The following is a 16,845-nucleotide window of genomic DNA, read 5'->3' on the forward strand; positions in this document are numbered from 1 at the left end:
CCCCATGCCCATCAAGCTAAAATTTTATAGTACCCCCAGAACAAAATTTTGTACTAACTTGTAACAAAATGCTCATTTTTTCCTTTTGAGGTATTTGCATTTCTTAGCTTGATGGAGATGTGGTGCTACCCCAAAATAAAAAAAGATTAGGAATGGATCCTAATCTTTTTCATTTATACATATTTTTTGTTTGTTATATCACTATCAATTCCAAAACGAGATATTTTGAATAAATGAAACTGTCAACATAAGTGTTGATAGGGAACCAGCAGATAATAAAGTTACTATCTTTCGTCCGTTTTGTTCTTCTGAAGGTTTTATAAGTTCTGTAATCAGCACAATCCATACTATTATAGATACTATAGAGATAATATTTATAGACATATGTAACACATCCCTTCTTATTTTCACATAAACATTTTTTCTTTTATAAAATAAAAGCAATTTAACAAGAATATATATACAGCATTACAAATCAATATTTTCCTGTTAAACCACCTTTTTTAAATAGAAATACGACTGATAAAACGATAACAATAGCCTTCAAACTCCCCCAATATGGATAAACGGTATGGTCTGTTAAACTAGCATATTGAAAAATATTTTCTAAACCGAAAATCCCAATAACGACTGCTAAGAGAAAAGTGGCTTTTCCAATAGTACTATTACGATAGAGGGTAAATAAGTATATTGCACATATAAGTGGTACGATGATTTGTAGTAAGATTGCCATGAATTGTCCCCCTAATTTATAGTTTATACTTATATTATATCAAAAATGTAATAAAAAGGAATGTAAGTTAATTGATGCTAAGTAGAAAACAGACTTGTACGAACAGGGATATCACACTTTTACGTCTATAGTTTTGATACTAATTTAACTACTCTCATCATATTCTTCTATTAAAAAGAATAACAAGGAGTGTAAAGTTAATTGACAAAAGTTAAGGTTCGTTTACGGCCCATCGTTCATAACATAAATTTACCGACTGTCATAAAAACAGCAATACTTCCAGGTGAATCAGTTGAAAGACTATTTATCGCAACCCAATTAGGAGAGGTTTTTTACATAGGAGACGGAGATATAAAGATATTTTTAAATATTCGTCACCGAATTATTAAATTAGGCACATTTGAAGAAGGTGTTGCTAGTAGCGGTTATGATGAACGCGGCTTACTAGGACTAGCGTTCCATCCACAATTTAATCATAACGGCTTATTTTACCTTCATTATTCAATGGCTGGAACTCAAGGACCAGGTTCGCTTTCAGAACAATTTAAACCGAATCCTTGTGACCCGAAAACTTTAAATTTAAAGTGGACAAATAGAGATACTCAATATGATCATATCGATACAATTGAAGAATGGATTTTACAATCAAATGGCCAACCTCAAAAGCGAAGAACATTACTTAATATAAAACGGCCATTTTTTAATCATAACGGCGTAAATAGCTTAAACTTTTCACCTGAGACTGGAAAACTTGTTTTTACTAACGGAGATGGTGGTTCTGGCTATGATCCGTTTAATTTAAGCCAGGATGATTTAGAAATAGCGGGTAAAATAATTGAAATAGATGTAAGTAGAGATACATTCATAACCAATCCTCCAGTAGTTACACGCTTTAATGAACTTCCTTTATCTATACAAGAAACACTTACAGTAATTGCAAAAGGCGTACGTAATATAACAGGTATTTCATTTCAAAGGTTGCATAATCAATATATTAAATATGCCGGTAACGTCGGACAAGATATTGTAGAGTCTATTTTTTCTTTTGTTCTATATAAATCAATACCAGTTACCGAAATCGTTCAAACCCATTTAATGAGAGATACTCCTGATCAATATGGAGTTATTAATTTTGGGTGGAGAGGATGGGAAGGGGAATTACCTACTTCTTTTATAAGGCACTGTTCTGAGAATCCTACTTTGGATGAGAGGATAACGGCTTATTATGATGAAACAATAGTAACATCAGTAAATCGTATTCAACCTCTAATAAGTTATTATCATAAAGATTCCAGACCGGATAAGTTTGGAGGAACTTCACTTACAGGAGTTCAACCATATATGGGGACTGCAATCCCAAATTTAACAGGTAGCGTCGTATTTACTGACCTTGCTAAGAAAGAAGAATCTCAGTCTCCAGTAAAGGGTGCGTTAGCTTATTCTAGAGCTGGTACGCATGGTAAACATACTGACTTTCATGTTATTGAAATCGATTATGATTTTGGTACGCAAGCGGCTTTTTATATGAGTTTGGGAACAAATTTAGATCAAACTAGATTATATTTAGGGGTCTATGGTTCTATGAAAGTAACGGATTTTAACAAAGGTACTATTTTTGAAATCGTTCCTTGATATGATAAAAGCTTTCAGATACATTCTTTATATAATCGTCTATTGTATAATGATTGATTCCTTTTAGAAGGTAACAAATAAACAATAAGTGTATGAATAAAAATAGAAAGTGATAAATTAGATATCTTTAGGGGGATTTTGATGAATCACTTTAGAAACTATTGGTATCAACCGATGATCGCGCATGATGCGAATTTTTTTCATAAAAGAAAGATGACGCCAGCAAAGAGGTTAGTCATTACAGCGTTACTCGGTTCACTTGCTGCTATTTTTCAATCTGCCGGGAACTTAATCCCTGGTATCGGCTTATTTATTAGTCCTTTTGCGACGCTGCCTATATTTTTCGCTATTTGTTATTCTACTCGCACGGGAATACTTTCTTACATTCTTACTATTCTCCTATTATTTATTATTGAGCCAAGCGAACTAATTGTCTTTCCTTTTACTACAGGTTTATTAGGTATAGTGTTAGGAGTATCCTTTATACAATTCAAGAGAAGGATTTGGATTGTTTCCTTTTCGGCGATATGTTTACTTTTAGGAATTATGGTCGTTCTTGATATCTTTCGATTTCCTGTATTAGGTCCTACTGTTTATACAACTTTTGATATAAAAATTATTCTATCAATATTTATTTTGAGCTTTCTATACTGCTGGATCTATGCAGGCATTTGTAGAATAATGTTGAATAGAGTATATAAAGTATGGTCTTAACAATTTCTCATATATTTTTAAAGATTGGAGATTCAAGTCGTGTATAACGTTAAAATTAGAAGACCAAATTCGGATGATGTAGATGAACTGAATATGTTTTTTCGTCTTGTTATTGCTGATACATTTAAAAATGAAGGGTTATCACAGTTATTAGATGACATAGAAAATGAAATTAACACGAAAAAACAATATTTGAAAAATGATTTGGAGAGTAATGGAGAAAGTCGTTACTTTTTATTAGCAATTGATACAAGTAACGATAAAATCATTGGAACAATTGAAATCGGTCCAGCGAGTACATTGATTCATAGTTGTACAGGTGGTGTGTTTAAAGATTTATATGAAATAGGAACTGTATTTGTACTACCTGAATATCAACGAAATGGCATAGGAAATTTATTACTACATGCAATGTATATTACATTACTTAGCAGAGGAATAACAGAATACTGTTTAGATAGTGGATACAAAAAAGCACAAAGTATATGGACGAAGAAGTTTGGAGAACCTAGTTATGTACTGAAGGAGTATTGGGGAGAATCAAGCGATCATATGATTTGGAAGAAGAGTTTACATGATACTCCTATAATATTTGAATTATAAAATGAAATATGCCTCTGAACGTAGCTTTTCTTACATATGTATGCTATTATTTATCTTTACAATAAAAGAGGACGTGAATGAACTTGATTAAAATTAATATTCCTGAAGCTGATGTTTCAATTACTGAACGTAAACAAGTTATTAAAGGAGACGAGCCAATAATTACTCCAATTAACGGTTTTATTGATTTCCACTTGTTCCCTAGAGATAAAGGCGGCATTTTTATGTTTTACAATATTAATGACGAACTTCTTTTCGTAGGTAAAGCTCGTAAAATTAGACAACGTATTAAAAAGCATTTTGAAGACAATGTTTCACCAATTAAAAATCACCGTGATGAAGTATACCGCATTGATGCATGTATCGTAGAAGATCCAACAGAAAGAGAAATTTACGAAACATATATCATTAATGAATACAAAGCAAAATATAACGTTGATAAAGTGTTCTATAAATAAGTAACAAAAAAAACAATCCTAGCGCATATACTGGGATTGTTTTTTATTTAAATTTAGTCCTCATATTTTTCTCCTTTTTTTAAATGATTAGCAACAATAAAACAGCATACACCTATACATATAAGTACAATTCCAATCGATTTATGTTTTCCCTCAAAAAAAGGAATATCAGAAATAACATTTGTCATACATAACCCTATAAACACAAGGATAGGTCCTGCCCACAGTAATACATTGCCGAATTTCGTATGTTGCCACATAGTAACCCTCCTTACCTCTTTTTACATATATATCTATAAAATAAAAGTAAATTCATAGAGAAATATAGTTTTTTTCATATCGAAAATTTAACCTTCATATATTGGTACAAGCAAACGAGAAAGGGGACCATCATGAATTGGTTAGAAGCTTTTATATTAGGGATCATACAAGGTTTAACAGAGTTTTTACCGATAAGTAGTACAGGTCATCTTTATTTAGGAAGGCATTTGTTTCAATTAGATGAAGCAGGATTGTTTTTAGATACGATGCTGCACATTGGAACTTTACTTGCAGTGTTTATTTATTACAAAAAAGAATTTATATATTTAATTAAAAATCCATTTTCAAAACTAATGCTACTACTTATTGTCGGGACGATACCCGCAGTTGTAATCGGATTGTTATTTAAAGACTTTTTTGAGGATATTTCAAAAACAGGCATTACGATTGGATGGGAGTTTTTAGTGACAGGTTTCTTTCTATATATGGCTGATAAACAAAAAAATGGTCGTAAAAAAATGGATGACATTACATATAAAGATGCATTAATTATCGGTTCCTTTCAAGCGGCTGCTATTTTCCCAGCGATTTCTCGTTCTGGTATGACAATCGTCGCTGCATTATGGAGGAAGTTAGACCGTGAAACCGCTGCTTACTTTTCTTTTTTATTATCAACGCCAGCCATTGTCGGAGCTATCATTTTGCAATTTGCAGATGTTTATCAAGGGAAAGCAGAATCTATTTCTAGTACATCTTTAATTGTCGGCACATTATCAGCGGCGTTTTTCGGTTACATAGCCGTTTCATGGATGATTCAATATTTAAAACGTCACTCTTTAAAAGTATTCGCGTATTACGTATGGGGATTAGGCATTTTAATTTTAACGTTACAATTTACTCATGTTTTTTAATGTAGTAACTATTCGTTTAGATCCTGTTTCATTCATACAAGGCAGGGTCTTCTTTCATTAAGGGGGAAAATATGTTTAATAAGGCTATCGTTATTGGCGGAAGTATCGCAGGAAAACTCGCAGCAAAAGCATTATCATCTACTTTTAAAGAAGTAATCATTATAGAAGCTGGTGAAAGATGGGATGGAAAGTCTTCGAGAAAAAGAGTTCCACAAAGTAATCATCCTCATGTGTTATTAAAAGGTGGAGAAAAAGCGATTGAGGAATTGTTTCCTACTATCACTAATGAATTAATTGAAACAGGTAGTATCGTAAATAACTTTACTCGTGATATAAAATGGCATCAATTTGGTTTATGGAAACAGCAATTCATAGGTAAAGTACATATGATTCAACAAAGTAGGTTTTTGCTTGAATGGCATATTCAAAAACGAATTGAGGATATTTCAAATGTTACCACTAAATTTGGAACATTAGTTGATGGTTTATTAGTAGATGGAAAGCTTAACAAAGTAAGTGGAGTAAAAGCTAAATGCTTAGAGACGGGCACGCAAGAAGAAATTCAAGCAGATATTGTTGTTGATGCAAGCGGATTCGGTTCAAAAAGTATAGCGTGGTTACGTGAATACAATATTGAAGTGCAAGAAGAGAAAGTGCGCATTGATTTGTTTTACGCAACTAGAATGTTTAAACTCAATGAAAATGAGAAATTAGACTGTTGTAATATGCTAATGTCTCCAAGTTTCCCTGACAATCCGTATGGTGTTCTTATTCAAACGATTGAGGATAATCGCTATTTTGTTACTTTCAGCGGATATGCAAATGAGAAAGCACCACAAACAGATGATGAGTTTTATGATTTTGCTGAAAACCTATCAATTTCTAATGTGACAGATTTTCTAAATAAAGCTGAGGCAATTTCAAATATCAAAACGTACAAAATTCCTTATCAAGTACGTCGGCGATTTGATTTAGTTAATCATTTACCAGAAGGGTTGTTAGTAGTTGGGGATGCACATTGTCGTTTTGATCCTGTTTTTGGGCAAGGTGTTTCAGTTGCAGCTATGGAAGCTCACCAATTGCAGTTACTTTTACAAAGGAGACAAAAGCTTGATAAAACATTTACACAGCGATTTTATAAAAAGACCGCTAATATCATACAAACTCCTTGGGAAATGACTACAACGGAAATATCACGTCATCCTCAGCTAACAAGAAAATTATCGATAAAGCAAAAATTTCAGCTATGGTATACGAAACAAATATATGAACTATCTGCAACTGACTCTGACGTTTATATTCGATTAGTAAGAGTGATGAATTTAATTCGTAGTCCATTGCACCTATTTCATCCGAAAGTACTACTTGCTGTATTACTGAAGCGAAAGAATTAGCAGGAAAATAATCGATTAAAAAGAATATATAACAGTTAGTATATATAGAAGGGATAGGCGAGATGAAAATATACATAGAACAATTAAAGAAACACGATGCTAAAGATTTATTTACGTTTGAACTTACGAATAAATCTTTTTTTGAAACAATGGTACCAAATCGCGGCTCGCAATATTTTGATTTTGAATATTTTCAAAAACTACTAGACGATTTATTAATAGAACAAGCGGATGGAGATTCTTATTTTTATTTAATTCGTAATGAAGAAAAAGAAATTGTAGGCCGAATAAATTTAGTAGATATTGATACAGAAACTCGAAGCAGTTCATTAGGGTATCGAGTCGGAGAAAAGTTTACTAAAAAAGGGGTTGCAACAGCAGCTGTAAAATTAGTTTTAGACGTAGCGAAAAATAATAAAATTAATGAGATTCATGCTAAAACAACTACTAATAATCTCGCATCACAAAGTGTATTAGAAAAAAGCGGGTTTTCTTCCTATCATAATGAAGCAAATACAACATCTGTAGAATTAAATGGAGAACATGTGAATTTTGTACATTATATATGGAGAAATAATTCGTGCTTATAATAAGGGGGACTTATTCATGAATGATTTACGTTATCCAATTGGGCAATTTACATACAAACGTCCTATAACTGAAGAAATGATTGATACATGGATTCAAGAAATTGAAGATTTACCTAATGAACTAGCAAAAGCAATTAAAGATTTAGATCAGAAGCAGTTAGACACACCGTATCGAGTTGGTGGATGGACGGTTCGTCAAGTAGTTCATCACGTTGTTGATAGCCACATGAATAGTTACATACGCTTTAAATTAGCATTAACAGAAAAGAATCCAACTATTAAACCATATAAAGAAGAGAAGTGGGCAGAACTACCTGATTCTAAATTACCAGTAGACGTTTCCCTAGTAATGTTAGATTCGTTACATAAAAGATGGGTTAACCTTTTATATTCTCTAGAACCACAAGATCTAGAAAAGACATTTAACCATCCAGATACTGGTGAAACAAAACTTGCTGCTGCGATTGGACTATATGCATGGCACGGACGTCATCATACAGCGCATATAACTTCATTAAGAAAGCGACTAAATTGGTAACATGGAGATTGCATTAGAGAAGGCGACAGAAAATGATGCAGCAGTTTTATTTCAAATGCAAATAGACTCATTTAGCCCTTTATTAAATAAATATAAAGACTATGAAACAAATCCAGCAAATGAATCTATTGAAAAAACTATTTTAAGGATAAATAATCCAAGCAACAACTTTTATAAGATGATAATAGATTCGAACCTTGTTGGAGCGATATGTATATCCCAAAAAGAACTACCTTATAAATTTTGGATCAGTCCAATGTTCATTCATCCAATCTATCAAGGGAAAGGAATCGCTCAAAAGGTACTTATTTTAATTGAAAAGATGTTTCCAAAAGCAAGGAGTTTTGAACTTGCAACGATTTTAGAAGAAGAAAGAAATTGTTTTCTATACGAAAAAATGGGGTATAAAAGAACAGAAGTAATAAAGAAATTAAATGATAAAACTACACTTATTTATTACAAAAAAGAAAGGTAAAGCATTTAAAATACGCTTTACCTTTTTATGTTATTTTAGATTAAATATACAAAAACCATGCATATTCTTCCAAAATTCTCGGGTTAGTAATTTCAACAATGAATAAACATACGAAAAGGCGTTATTTCGTCGTATATGTTACTAACGCTTTTTGAATGCTTAAAACACTATCGTCACCTTTAAATTCCTTCGTAATTGGCGTACTCAAACTAGATACCCAAATTTTAAGCTCAGCATCTAAATCAAAATGCCCAGCTGTTTCAATGCTAAATTGTGTAATACTTTTATAAGGAATAGAATGATACTCTGTTTTTTTACCTGATATCCCTTGTTTATCTACTAAAATAAGACGACGATTTGTAAATACGATTAAATCACGAATTAATTTATAAGCATGTTCAACTTTCTCATCGTCTAACATAATCTTCTCTAAATCACGTTCTACACTTTCTGTACTCGCATTTGATGCATTTCCTAAAATACCGCTAAATAAACCCATAGGAAATTCCTCCTCCGTTATTTGTGGATTGTGTTACTTATATTGTACCATGCTATTTACTAAGAAATTATGACATTACTTTAGTAGTTTCTGGTTATTATTGCAATTCGTTTATATAACCTCATCTTAAAATCTTGTGCTAACATGTAAGTAAGAAAAAAGAAGCAGAGGGATATAGCATGAAAAATATAGGTTTAGTATTAGAGGGCGGAGGAATGAAAGGTCTATATACTGCAGGAGTACTCGAATATTTTATGGAAAAGAACTTATTCTTTCCGTATGTAGTGGGCGTATCCGCTGGAGCATGTATGGGCGCAACTTATTTATCACGTCAAAAAGGAAGGAATAAAAAAGTAAATACAGAGCTAGTGTCAGATCACCGATATATATCTTATCGAAATTTGATTAGAAAACGTGAATTATTCGGGATGGACTTTTTATTTGATGAAGTCCCTAATAAAATTGTTCCATTTGATTTTCAAACTTTCCTAAATTCCAATGAGCAATTTGTCATAGGAACGACTGATTGTGATTCAGGAAAAGCAGTTTATTACAATAAAATAGAACATGGAAATGATATTTTAAAAATCATTCGCGCATCAAGTTCCGTACCGTTTATAGCGCCTGCTGTAGAATATGATAATCGAAAATTGTTAGATGGAGGGATTATAGATCCTATACCTGTTCTAAAAGCGCAAACTGATGGTTATCAAAAGAACGTCGTGATTATGACAAAGCCAGAAGGATATGAGAAGCAGCGGAATAAATTTTCTGGTCTGGCTAAAATTTTATATAGTAAATATCCGAAAATCGCAGAACATTTAGTAGAACATTATCGTTATTATAATGAAACCGTAACTTATATGAATGGCAACGAACAGAAAGATAATTTTTATGTAATTCAGCCTAGCTCACAACTTCCTATAAGCGGAATAGAAAGAGATAAAGAAAAGCTAGTTAATTTATATAATCTTGGCTATATAGATGCTCAATATCATTATGAAAAATTATTAAATTGGATAGAGAAATAAAGGGGTGGAAAGTTGCTATTAGGTAAAAAAGTTATTTTTAATGAATTGCAGAAAATGCATAGTCCGCTATATAAGCCATTTCCGAATTGTGATGTTCAAAAAAAAAGAAAAGATTATCAAGATATGTTTACAGAAGATGATTACATAAGCGCTGATTTAAATTATTATTGGATGCATACAGCAGGTACTTTAAGTTACGTACTCAATAACAACGAAAAGGAGATTTTGTTGGATCAAATAAAGTGGCTAAGAAAATCATTTTTTGAATGGTTTCCGCAATATCGTTCTATAGAAACAGAAATTGTGAAGTATCCCGTTTTGTATAGAGATTTCATGAATTATGAGAAAGCGCGAAAACTATTACTATATTATCTTACTGAATAAAAATTAAAACGTACAAGTTATGCTGCTTGTGCGTATTTTGTTCATAAAAAAGACAATATTTATACCTTGCTTATATAGGAATTTTAATGTGCAGAAAGAAGTACTTATAGAATGAAGTAAGGGAGGAGAGGCGTTTAGCGATTGTTTTCCTTTAATGGATTGTCCAACTCGAATATCGTTAGTTATTTATGATAAAATATTCCGAGTGAAATCAAGTACTTATTATATCCAGTATTAAATAAGTTAAGCCAGGAGGAACAACAGTAAAATGGAAAACGTATCAAATATAGATAAATCGGAATCAATAAAATCTTTACAATCGACTATTCGTAAACTTGAAAATGCACTATTACAGATGACTCAAAAAGGTGCAAATACTACATTAGTGAAAAAACGACTTAAAGCCGTTTGTGTAGGGTTAGCAGTACTAGAAAACGTTTGGAATCAAGAAAGTCACCAGTATAGTCAAGAAGAGTTAGCAGAAGCTCGTAATGTCCTTGTTGGTTTACTTCCATCAATTGAGAGAGCCTATGATAAGTCTAAAGTAGGTAGTCCGCAAAGAACTCTTTTAACAAGACGAATCAAAGCGTTGGAACTTTCTATTCAGGCAATTGATAAACTTTCTAATAAATAACTCATCTAAATACAATATCATCCTAATCCTAATTTTTATAAAAGCAATCTAGTGAAAAGAAATACAAAGGAGGAAGATGGGTGACTTCAATAATTAGTCCTAAGTTAGAGGAGCTTAATAATCAATTAAAAAATGGAAACGAGAAAGCTTTTTATACTTTTTTGCATGAAATAAAGTCAAATCATACGCCAAACTGAAAATGTTTATGTATTCGGTAGTTTTCCTGGTTGGGATCTGTCTGTAAATCAATTAAAACGATTGTTACAGACAGATATTTGGTATGAAACGTTTAGGACGGATAAGAGTTTTATTTCAACTTACTATTTTTCAGTAAACGATTTTTTCGAAAATGATTGGATAAAGCGTAGTGAACAGCACGAACTAGATCGATTTAATGGAAATACATTTGGAGAAGGTGCTAATAAAGCATCCGTGTTAAGTATAGGGATGGAAGTGCAGTATAGCAGTCGTTTCCCTTCAGATCATTATCCATCTGGAAAAATTGAAACATATTCTTTTCATAGTACGATTTTAAATAACACACGTAAAATTCATATTTATACGCCTCATGATTATTTTCACACTTCACATCCTCAAGAACTTCTCATTGTATTTGATGGGAATTCATTTATTAAGAACCTTTCAATTGCAAGAACACTCAATTATTTAATATACGAAAAAGAAATCCCATCTTGTATTGCTGTTGCAATAGATCCTGTTGATCGACTAGAAGAGCTAACTTATAACGATAAAATGAATGCATTTTTAACGAAGGAATTACTTTCGTGGATTCACGCTAAGTATCGTGTGCATCAAGAAGCGAAACATACAACAATTGCCGGTTTCAGTCTTGGTGGCTTAGCAGCTTTTTATGCAGCACTTCAAAATCCACATGTTTTCGGAAACGTGTTGTCAATGTCTGAATCCGTGCATTGGAAAAAGGATGGTTATGAAAATCAAATTCCTTGGATTGAAAATCAAATTTCATCTATAGATTCCAATACGAGTCAAACTCATTTTTACATAGCAGCAGGAGAACTTGAAAACAAACCTCTTTTAACGGCTAATAGACGTCTGTATAAAGCTTTAAAAGAAAAAGGGTACCAAATTACTTATGAAGAGTTTCAAGGCGGACATGACGGTGTTTGGTGGCGAGAAAAGTTGTTTGATGGATTGAAAGCATTAAAACTTACAAAAACAACACTCTAAATTAAAAAGGAGAGAGAGTCTATGAATCAAGAAGAACTAGATAAAAAACTGAAAAAGCAAGCGATATTAGTAAAAGATGAGAAAGTTTGGTCTTATACGTATGAGGATCATATTAGTTCTATCGTTAAAGAAGCAGAAAAGAAAGGGTCTTTTGATAATTTGCCAGGTAAAGGGAAACCTCTTAATCTTGATAAAGACCTTTCATACAATCCTGAAAAGCAACTTTATAGAACGTTAAAGAATAATCATGTTTTACCTAGGTGGATTGAGCTTTCAAAGGAAATTGATGATTTAAAAGAAAAGCTAAAAGAAAATACAAATACTACAGAAGCAGCGGATTTAATTCGAACTATTAATAAAAAGGTTTTAGAACATAATCTACTTTGTCCACCAAGTGCACAAAAAACGAGGGTGAAAACGGATTTTTAACAATTTTCAATGAAACTACCTTTTGCTATATAATTAAGTAAGGCATTTTCAATTCATTATTAAAGGGAGGCAAATGTAATGAAGAATACGTATCAGCTTCAAATTCCGAAAGAACTAGAGCAGTATCGTAGTATTTTAGAAGAAAGTGTGAAACCTTATATTAAAGTGTCTGGAACATTAGCAGAGACAACGCTTTTTGAAAGTAAATTTGGTGGTTATCCGTATTTACCTATAGATCAAGAGCATCCTAAAGATTCAAATGGACAACCTATGATGTTACTAGCGCAGCTAAACTTTGAAGAAATGCCGCATGTTGAATATATGCCTCAAAAGGGTATGCTACAGTTTTTCGTAAGTGCTGAAGATGAACTTTACGGAGCAGATTTTGATCATCCAACAATCCAAAAAGACTTTCGAATTATTTATCATTCTACAATTATAGAAGATTTAAATAAGGTAATTACTGATTTTAGTTATTTAAACACTTCAGAATTAGAGAACTTTATCATTCCTGAAGCAGCGAAATTAAAGCTTGAATTAGGTTATCAACCAGTAACATCAAGGGATTATCGATTTGAAAAGATGTTTAGTGAGGAAATTGATTGGGAAGAAATTGTTGATGAAGAAAATAATACTGAATTAGGCGAACTGTATGATGATTTATGTAAAGATCAAGGGCATAAAATTGGTGGTTATCCATTTTTCACACAGACAGATCCAAGGGAATGGGAAGAAAAATACCAGCAACATGACATGTTATTGTTGCAAATTGATACAGATGATTCATTAAATATTATGTGGGGAGATTCTGGTGTTGCTAATTTCTTTATAAAGAAAGACGATTTATTAAATCTAGATTTTTCCAATGTTATTTACAATTGGGATTGTTATTAAAAACATATAACTGAAATACTAGCAAGCTAAAAAATCTTCCTAAAGGTGAGGGAGATTTTTTTATGTTAAAAATAAACGTTATGTTAACTAGAATAAAGAACGGTAAGTACAATAAAAGTCAAGTGTAACTGACAGAAATAACAACAAATAATCTAAAGTTATAAAACGTGTGTAAATAGCAATATAAATTTATTAAGTAAAACATAAAATGAATTTAATAATTTATATTTTGTATAGAAATAATTTTTCTGTATAAAAATTTCTTGTCGATCAAAAATGTTTTTGATTCGATAATTCTTAATGGATTATTGATTTGAATTTGCTGTGATGGATTTATAACAAAAAGAATGATAAAAACTGTAGAAATTCGTTTAGATACGATTTTATGTAAATCTCACTAAAAATCTCCGCTCCGTCTCATTAAGTATAGTTTACTTGGTTTTTGATACCTGATATCGCTTTTTTCTACAACTGCCTATAATATATATTATGTTAACTAACTTTAAATAATACACTTATTAAAAGTTAGTATTGGTGATTAGCCTCCCCTTATTCTTTTTAATCATTCTGTGTGATGGATTGTTGTTTGTTTTTTTTGTTGTTTTATAAGTTGTTGATGAAAATGTCTCCAGATATAAATTATATTTAAGACATTAAAAAATGCAATTCGTTTTAAATGAACGCATTAAACGAATTGCATTGATATGATTACGAATAAGTTTTTAAAATTAGTTTGCTACAGCAACTGCTTCGATTTCAATTAATAAGTTATCGTTAATTAACTTTTTAACTTCTACAGCCGAACTTGCTGGAGGATTTTTAGTGTCAATGTATTGGTCTCGTATATCTCTAACAATGGCCATTTGAGAAATATCTGTTAAGAAAAATGTTAATTTTACTACATCATTAAATTTTAATTCCGAAGTTTCTAATGCACTTTTGATGTTTTCGAATACTTGTCGCGTTTGTGTAGCTAAATCGCCAACGCCAACTATTTGACCATCCGTATTGATCGCTACTTGTCCAGATATGTAAATTGTTCGTTTAGCGTTACTAACTTCGACTACATGTGAGTATCCAAAAGTTGGTGGCATCGTTTCTGGATTGATAAGAATCCTTTAATGATTTCAAATTAAAAACCTTAGTATTGCTATCTTCATACCTATACTAAGGTTTTCTAGAGTTTTATATTTAGTTATCGCTAGTGGAACTTGTCAAACTAATCTTTTCATACTCTGTTTTAAATTGATTATCATTTTTTAACCAACGTTTAAAAGTCGATTCGCTTATTTCTAAATTTGAACAAGCTGAAGCATTACATTTATCTTTCATGTATTCTTTAAGGAAATTTTGTTTTCTTTGTTTAACGGCGGTTTGAGTTTGTTTTAGTTTTCGATCTTGTAATTGACCTAAACTTAGACTTTCTTTCTGAAACACTTCATATTTTCTATGCAAATAAATATCTTTGTCTTTATAAATCCAATTTGAAAATAGTTGTATTGATTTTCTTCCAGATAAAATAACGCGATAATGTTTGTTTTGATTTAGTAAATCGGCTCGTAAATTGTGATTTTGAAGAATTTGATGTAAAGAATTCATAAATCTATATGATCCTCCTACAAAGCTTACTGTATAAGTTTCATAATTGACGTAACCATCCCCATCAAAATACCCACGAACAAAATGATGTAAATATTCTTCTGGTACAAAAGGAAATTCAATGTTAAATGATTTACATGGCATGATTCCGTGTATGTTCATAAGGTCGTCTTTTATTGTTTTGCTATTAATATTTAGCATATATACGCCTGTTTTTTTATTTTGGTAAAGTGGCTGGTTTGTTTTTAGTTCTTTTTTTATGTCTTCTAAAATGTAACTTTCTTTTTGTGATATACTGACGCATTGATTTTCTTTTTGTATGACACCATCTGCTGCTATAAACCCTAAAATATAAGCCATGTTATTTGACCATGTTTTAAAATAATCTTCTGATATGTCATACTTCCTCTTCCAACTCCCTATAGCACGCCTTGGAACGTTATTGTCTGTTAAAACCATACGAATATACCTAGCAGACACATTGGCAAGCGTAGCTATTTCTGAAGTACTCTTCCCTTCTGCATATAGCTGTGTTATTTCAGATTTTGATAGTTTACATTTTGATTTCTTTTTTCTCTCTATTTGCACTTACACCCTCTCCTTCCTTTTAATAATTAGAGACCTATTTTCTTCTATAACATATAACGAAGCGTATGTTCTTTGTTGGTTATATGAAGAAATTTACTAAATTTAAATAATTTACATTTACTTCATATTAGTTTCATCTGCTGCTGTTTGATTTACATTTTATATATAAGAATAATGAATTTGACAAATTTATGAAATGTACTGCATTTAAGGTGAAAGGTAAAATGATTTCGTTTAAACTACAATTAGCTACAATAACAACATACGTATATTGTTAAACGTAAAAAGGAGAACGAATGAAAAAGAAATATATAAATCAAATTCATACTGATGTAAGTTTTAAACCAAAAGATATTATAGGTTTAATGACTGATTACTTTAAAATGAAATCAAAGCTGCGTCCTTTAAAGAATTTACCTATTGTTTTATCGGATAAAAATAATGAGTCTATAGAGAATGTGACATGGTTTGGGCACTCTGCTTCCCTTTTGAAAATAGAAGGTAAAAAATTGTTATTAGACCCGATGTTTGGAGATGCCTCTTCCCCATTTCCTTTGTTTACTAGTAAACGTTATAGTGGTGCTTTTTCTTTAGAACGTGAAGACCTTCAAGAAATTGATGCGATTATCATTTCTCATAATCACTATGACCATTTAAATCACAAAAGTATTATGCAGTTGAAAGATCGTGTAAAGCACTTTTATGTTCCAACTGGAGTTGCGCAATATTTAATTAAATGGGGTGTTTCACCTAGCAAAATTAGTGAACATAATTGGTGGGAAGAAATTGCGTTTGATAATATAAAGTTAGTTTGTGCACCTGCAAGGCATTTCTCAGGACGAAGTATGACAGATAGAGATTGTTCTTTATGGTGTTCGTGGCTTATTCTTGGTCAAGAGACTAAAGTTTTCTTTAGTGGTGATAGCGGTTATGCTCCTCACTTTAAGGAAATTGGTGATAAATATGGTCCATTCGATCTTACGTTAATGGAATGCGGGCAATATGATCCGAGGTGGTCTGCTATTCATATGTTACCAGAAGAGACGGTACAAGCTCATATTGACGTGAAAGGAGAACTACTTCTTCCGATTCATTGGGGTGCTTTTACATTAGCATTACAAGAATGGAGTGATCCTATTGAGCGTGTGACAAAAGAAGCAAAGCGTTTAGGAGTTACTACTGCAACGCCACAAATTGGTGAATCTATCACGTTAAAATCTACAGACTATCCTTCATCAACTTGGTGGAGAGAAATTTAACTATAAATAA

Annotated in this window: 21 protein-coding genes and 1 pseudogene; 16 read left to right on the forward strand and 6 right to left on the reverse strand. The window is 31.7% G+C overall.

The genetic code is table 11. The features are described from left to right. Window positions 1-204 precede the first annotated feature (204 nt). Together ACUN0F_RS19810 and ACUN0F_RS19815 are read right to left on the reverse strand one after the other, a co-directional pair. Window positions 205-384 carry a hypothetical protein gene (locus ACUN0F_RS19810; protein ID WP_137036362.1) on the reverse strand — a complete coding sequence of 60 codons (180 nt, stop codon included), beginning with the start codon at window positions 382-384 and terminating at the stop codon, window positions 205-207. A gap of 91 nt (window positions 385-475) precedes the next feature. Next, window positions 476-733, reverse strand: coding sequence for a hypothetical protein (locus ACUN0F_RS19815; protein WP_264461474.1), 258 nt, complete (start codon window positions 731-733; stop codon window positions 476-478). Window positions 734-934: 201 nt separating this feature from the next. On the opposite strand from ACUN0F_RS19815, the gene ACUN0F_RS19820 reads away from it, so the two are divergent. From ACUN0F_RS19820 to ACUN0F_RS19835, 4 genes are all read left to right on the forward strand, one after another. Continuing rightward, window positions 935-2,365 (forward strand): PQQ-dependent sugar dehydrogenase, encoded by a 1,431-nt coding sequence (locus ACUN0F_RS19820; protein ID WP_097857626.1) that lies wholly within the window; start codon window positions 935-937, stop codon window positions 2,363-2,365. 141 nt (window positions 2,366-2,506) lie between these two features. After that, window positions 2,507-3,079, forward strand: coding sequence for a hypothetical protein (locus ACUN0F_RS19825; protein WP_445539999.1), 573 nt, complete (start codon window positions 2,507-2,509; stop codon window positions 3,077-3,079). A 39-nt stretch (window positions 3,080-3,118) separates the two neighbouring features. After that, window positions 3,119-3,682 carry a GNAT family N-acetyltransferase gene (locus tag ACUN0F_RS19830; protein WP_264461477.1) on the forward strand — a complete coding sequence of 188 codons (564 nt, stop codon included), beginning with the start codon at window positions 3,119-3,121 and terminating at the stop codon, window positions 3,680-3,682. 77 nt (window positions 3,683-3,759) lie between these two features. After that, window positions 3,760-4,140 (forward strand): nucleotide excision repair endonuclease, encoded by a 381-nt coding sequence (locus ACUN0F_RS19835; protein ID WP_001048941.1) that lies wholly within the window; start codon window positions 3,760-3,762, stop codon window positions 4,138-4,140. A 53-nt stretch (window positions 4,141-4,193) separates the two neighbouring features. Here ACUN0F_RS19835 and ACUN0F_RS19840 read toward each other — a convergent pair whose 3' ends face one another. Further along, entirely contained in the window at window positions 4,194-4,400 is a 207-nt protein-coding gene (locus ACUN0F_RS19840; protein ID WP_000267713.1) for a hypothetical protein, read from the reverse strand. A gap of 132 nt (window positions 4,401-4,532) precedes the next feature. Between ACUN0F_RS19840 and ACUN0F_RS19845 the strand changes: the two genes are divergently transcribed. The 5 genes from ACUN0F_RS19845 to ACUN0F_RS19865 all read left to right on the forward strand — a co-directional run bounded on the left by ACUN0F_RS19845 (window position 4,533) and on the right by ACUN0F_RS19865 (window position 8,309). Continuing rightward, window positions 4,533-5,312: an undecaprenyl-diphosphate phosphatase gene (locus ACUN0F_RS19845; RefSeq protein ID WP_445540000.1), complete on the forward strand. Its 780-nt coding sequence runs from the start codon at window positions 4,533-4,535 to the stop codon at window positions 5,310-5,312. A 71-nt stretch (window positions 5,313-5,383) separates the two neighbouring features. Next, window positions 5,384-6,706, forward strand: coding sequence for an FAD-dependent oxidoreductase (locus tag ACUN0F_RS19850; RefSeq protein WP_445540001.1), 1,323 nt, complete (start codon window positions 5,384-5,386; stop codon window positions 6,704-6,706). A gap of 62 nt (window positions 6,707-6,768) precedes the next feature. Continuing rightward, window positions 6,769-7,296: a GNAT family N-acetyltransferase gene (locus ACUN0F_RS19855; RefSeq protein WP_445540002.1), complete on the forward strand. Its 528-nt coding sequence runs from the start codon at window positions 6,769-6,771 to the stop codon at window positions 7,294-7,296. A 16-nt stretch (window positions 7,297-7,312) separates the two neighbouring features. Next, window positions 7,313-7,834 carry a YfiT family bacillithiol transferase gene (locus tag ACUN0F_RS19860; protein WP_000999067.1) on the forward strand — a complete coding sequence of 174 codons (522 nt, stop codon included), beginning with the start codon at window positions 7,313-7,315 and terminating at the stop codon, window positions 7,832-7,834. 1 nt (window position 7,835) lies between these two features. Beyond that, complete coding sequence (locus tag ACUN0F_RS19865; protein WP_264461481.1) at window positions 7,836-8,309, forward strand: GNAT family N-acetyltransferase; 474 nt, start codon at window positions 7,836-7,838, stop codon at window positions 8,307-8,309. Between the two features lie 121 nt (window positions 8,310-8,430). Here the strand turns inward: ACUN0F_RS19865 and ACUN0F_RS19870 are convergent, their stop codons facing one another. Further along, entirely contained in the window at window positions 8,431-8,808 is a 378-nt protein-coding gene (locus tag ACUN0F_RS19870; protein WP_000522465.1) for a PH domain-containing protein, read from the reverse strand. Window positions 8,809-8,987: 179 nt separating this feature from the next. Between ACUN0F_RS19870 and ACUN0F_RS19875 the strand changes: the two genes are divergently transcribed. From ACUN0F_RS19875 to ACUN0F_RS19900, 6 genes and pseudogenes are all read left to right on the forward strand, one after another. Beyond that, window positions 8,988-9,839 (forward strand): patatin-like phospholipase family protein, encoded by an 852-nt coding sequence (locus ACUN0F_RS19875; protein ID WP_264461482.1) that lies wholly within the window; start codon window positions 8,988-8,990, stop codon window positions 9,837-9,839. A gap of 12 nt (window positions 9,840-9,851) precedes the next feature. Next, a complete protein-coding gene (locus ACUN0F_RS19880) occupies window positions 9,852-10,223 on the forward strand; it encodes a YxiJ-like family protein (RefSeq protein WP_264461483.1) in 372 nt (123 codons plus the stop codon). Window positions 10,224-10,491: 268 nt separating this feature from the next. Next, on the forward strand, window positions 10,492-10,857 hold the full coding sequence (locus ACUN0F_RS19885; RefSeq protein ID WP_060486793.1) for a hypothetical protein: 366 nt from the start codon (window positions 10,492-10,494) through the stop codon (window positions 10,855-10,857). 80 nt (window positions 10,858-10,937) lie between these two features. Next, a pseudogene (locus ACUN0F_RS19890) lies at window positions 10,938-12,066 on the forward strand (alpha/beta hydrolase). Window positions 12,067-12,087: 21 nt separating this feature from the next. Next, the gene (locus ACUN0F_RS19895) at window positions 12,088-12,495 is read left to right on the forward strand and encodes a DnaJ family domain-containing protein (RefSeq protein WP_327974086.1); all 408 of its coding nucleotides are present in this window, start codon (window positions 12,088-12,090) and stop codon (window positions 12,493-12,495) included. Window positions 12,496-12,573: 78 nt separating this feature from the next. Next, window positions 12,574-13,389: a YwqG family protein gene (locus ACUN0F_RS19900; RefSeq protein WP_147788192.1), complete on the forward strand. Its 816-nt coding sequence runs from the start codon at window positions 12,574-12,576 to the stop codon at window positions 13,387-13,389. A 728-nt stretch (window positions 13,390-14,117) separates the two neighbouring features. Here ACUN0F_RS19900 and ACUN0F_RS19905 read toward each other — a convergent pair. Next, window positions 14,118-14,483 carry a RidA family protein gene (locus tag ACUN0F_RS19905; RefSeq protein WP_445540003.1) on the reverse strand — a complete coding sequence of 122 codons (366 nt, stop codon included), beginning with the start codon at window positions 14,481-14,483 and terminating at the stop codon, window positions 14,118-14,120. A gap of 97 nt (window positions 14,484-14,580) precedes the next feature. After that, a complete protein-coding gene (locus ACUN0F_RS19910) occupies window positions 14,581-15,576 on the reverse strand; it encodes an LAGLIDADG family homing endonuclease (RefSeq protein ID WP_327974085.1) in 996 nt (331 codons plus the stop codon). 296 nt (window positions 15,577-15,872) lie between these two features. On the opposite strand from ACUN0F_RS19910, the gene ACUN0F_RS19915 reads away from it, so the two are divergent. After that, complete coding sequence (locus tag ACUN0F_RS19915) at window positions 15,873-16,835, forward strand: MBL fold metallo-hydrolase (protein WP_445540004.1); 963 nt, start codon at window positions 15,873-15,875, stop codon at window positions 16,833-16,835. Window positions 16,836-16,845 lie beyond the last annotated feature (10 nt).

It is taken from the genome of Bacillus sp. 1A (genome assembly GCF_052682215.1).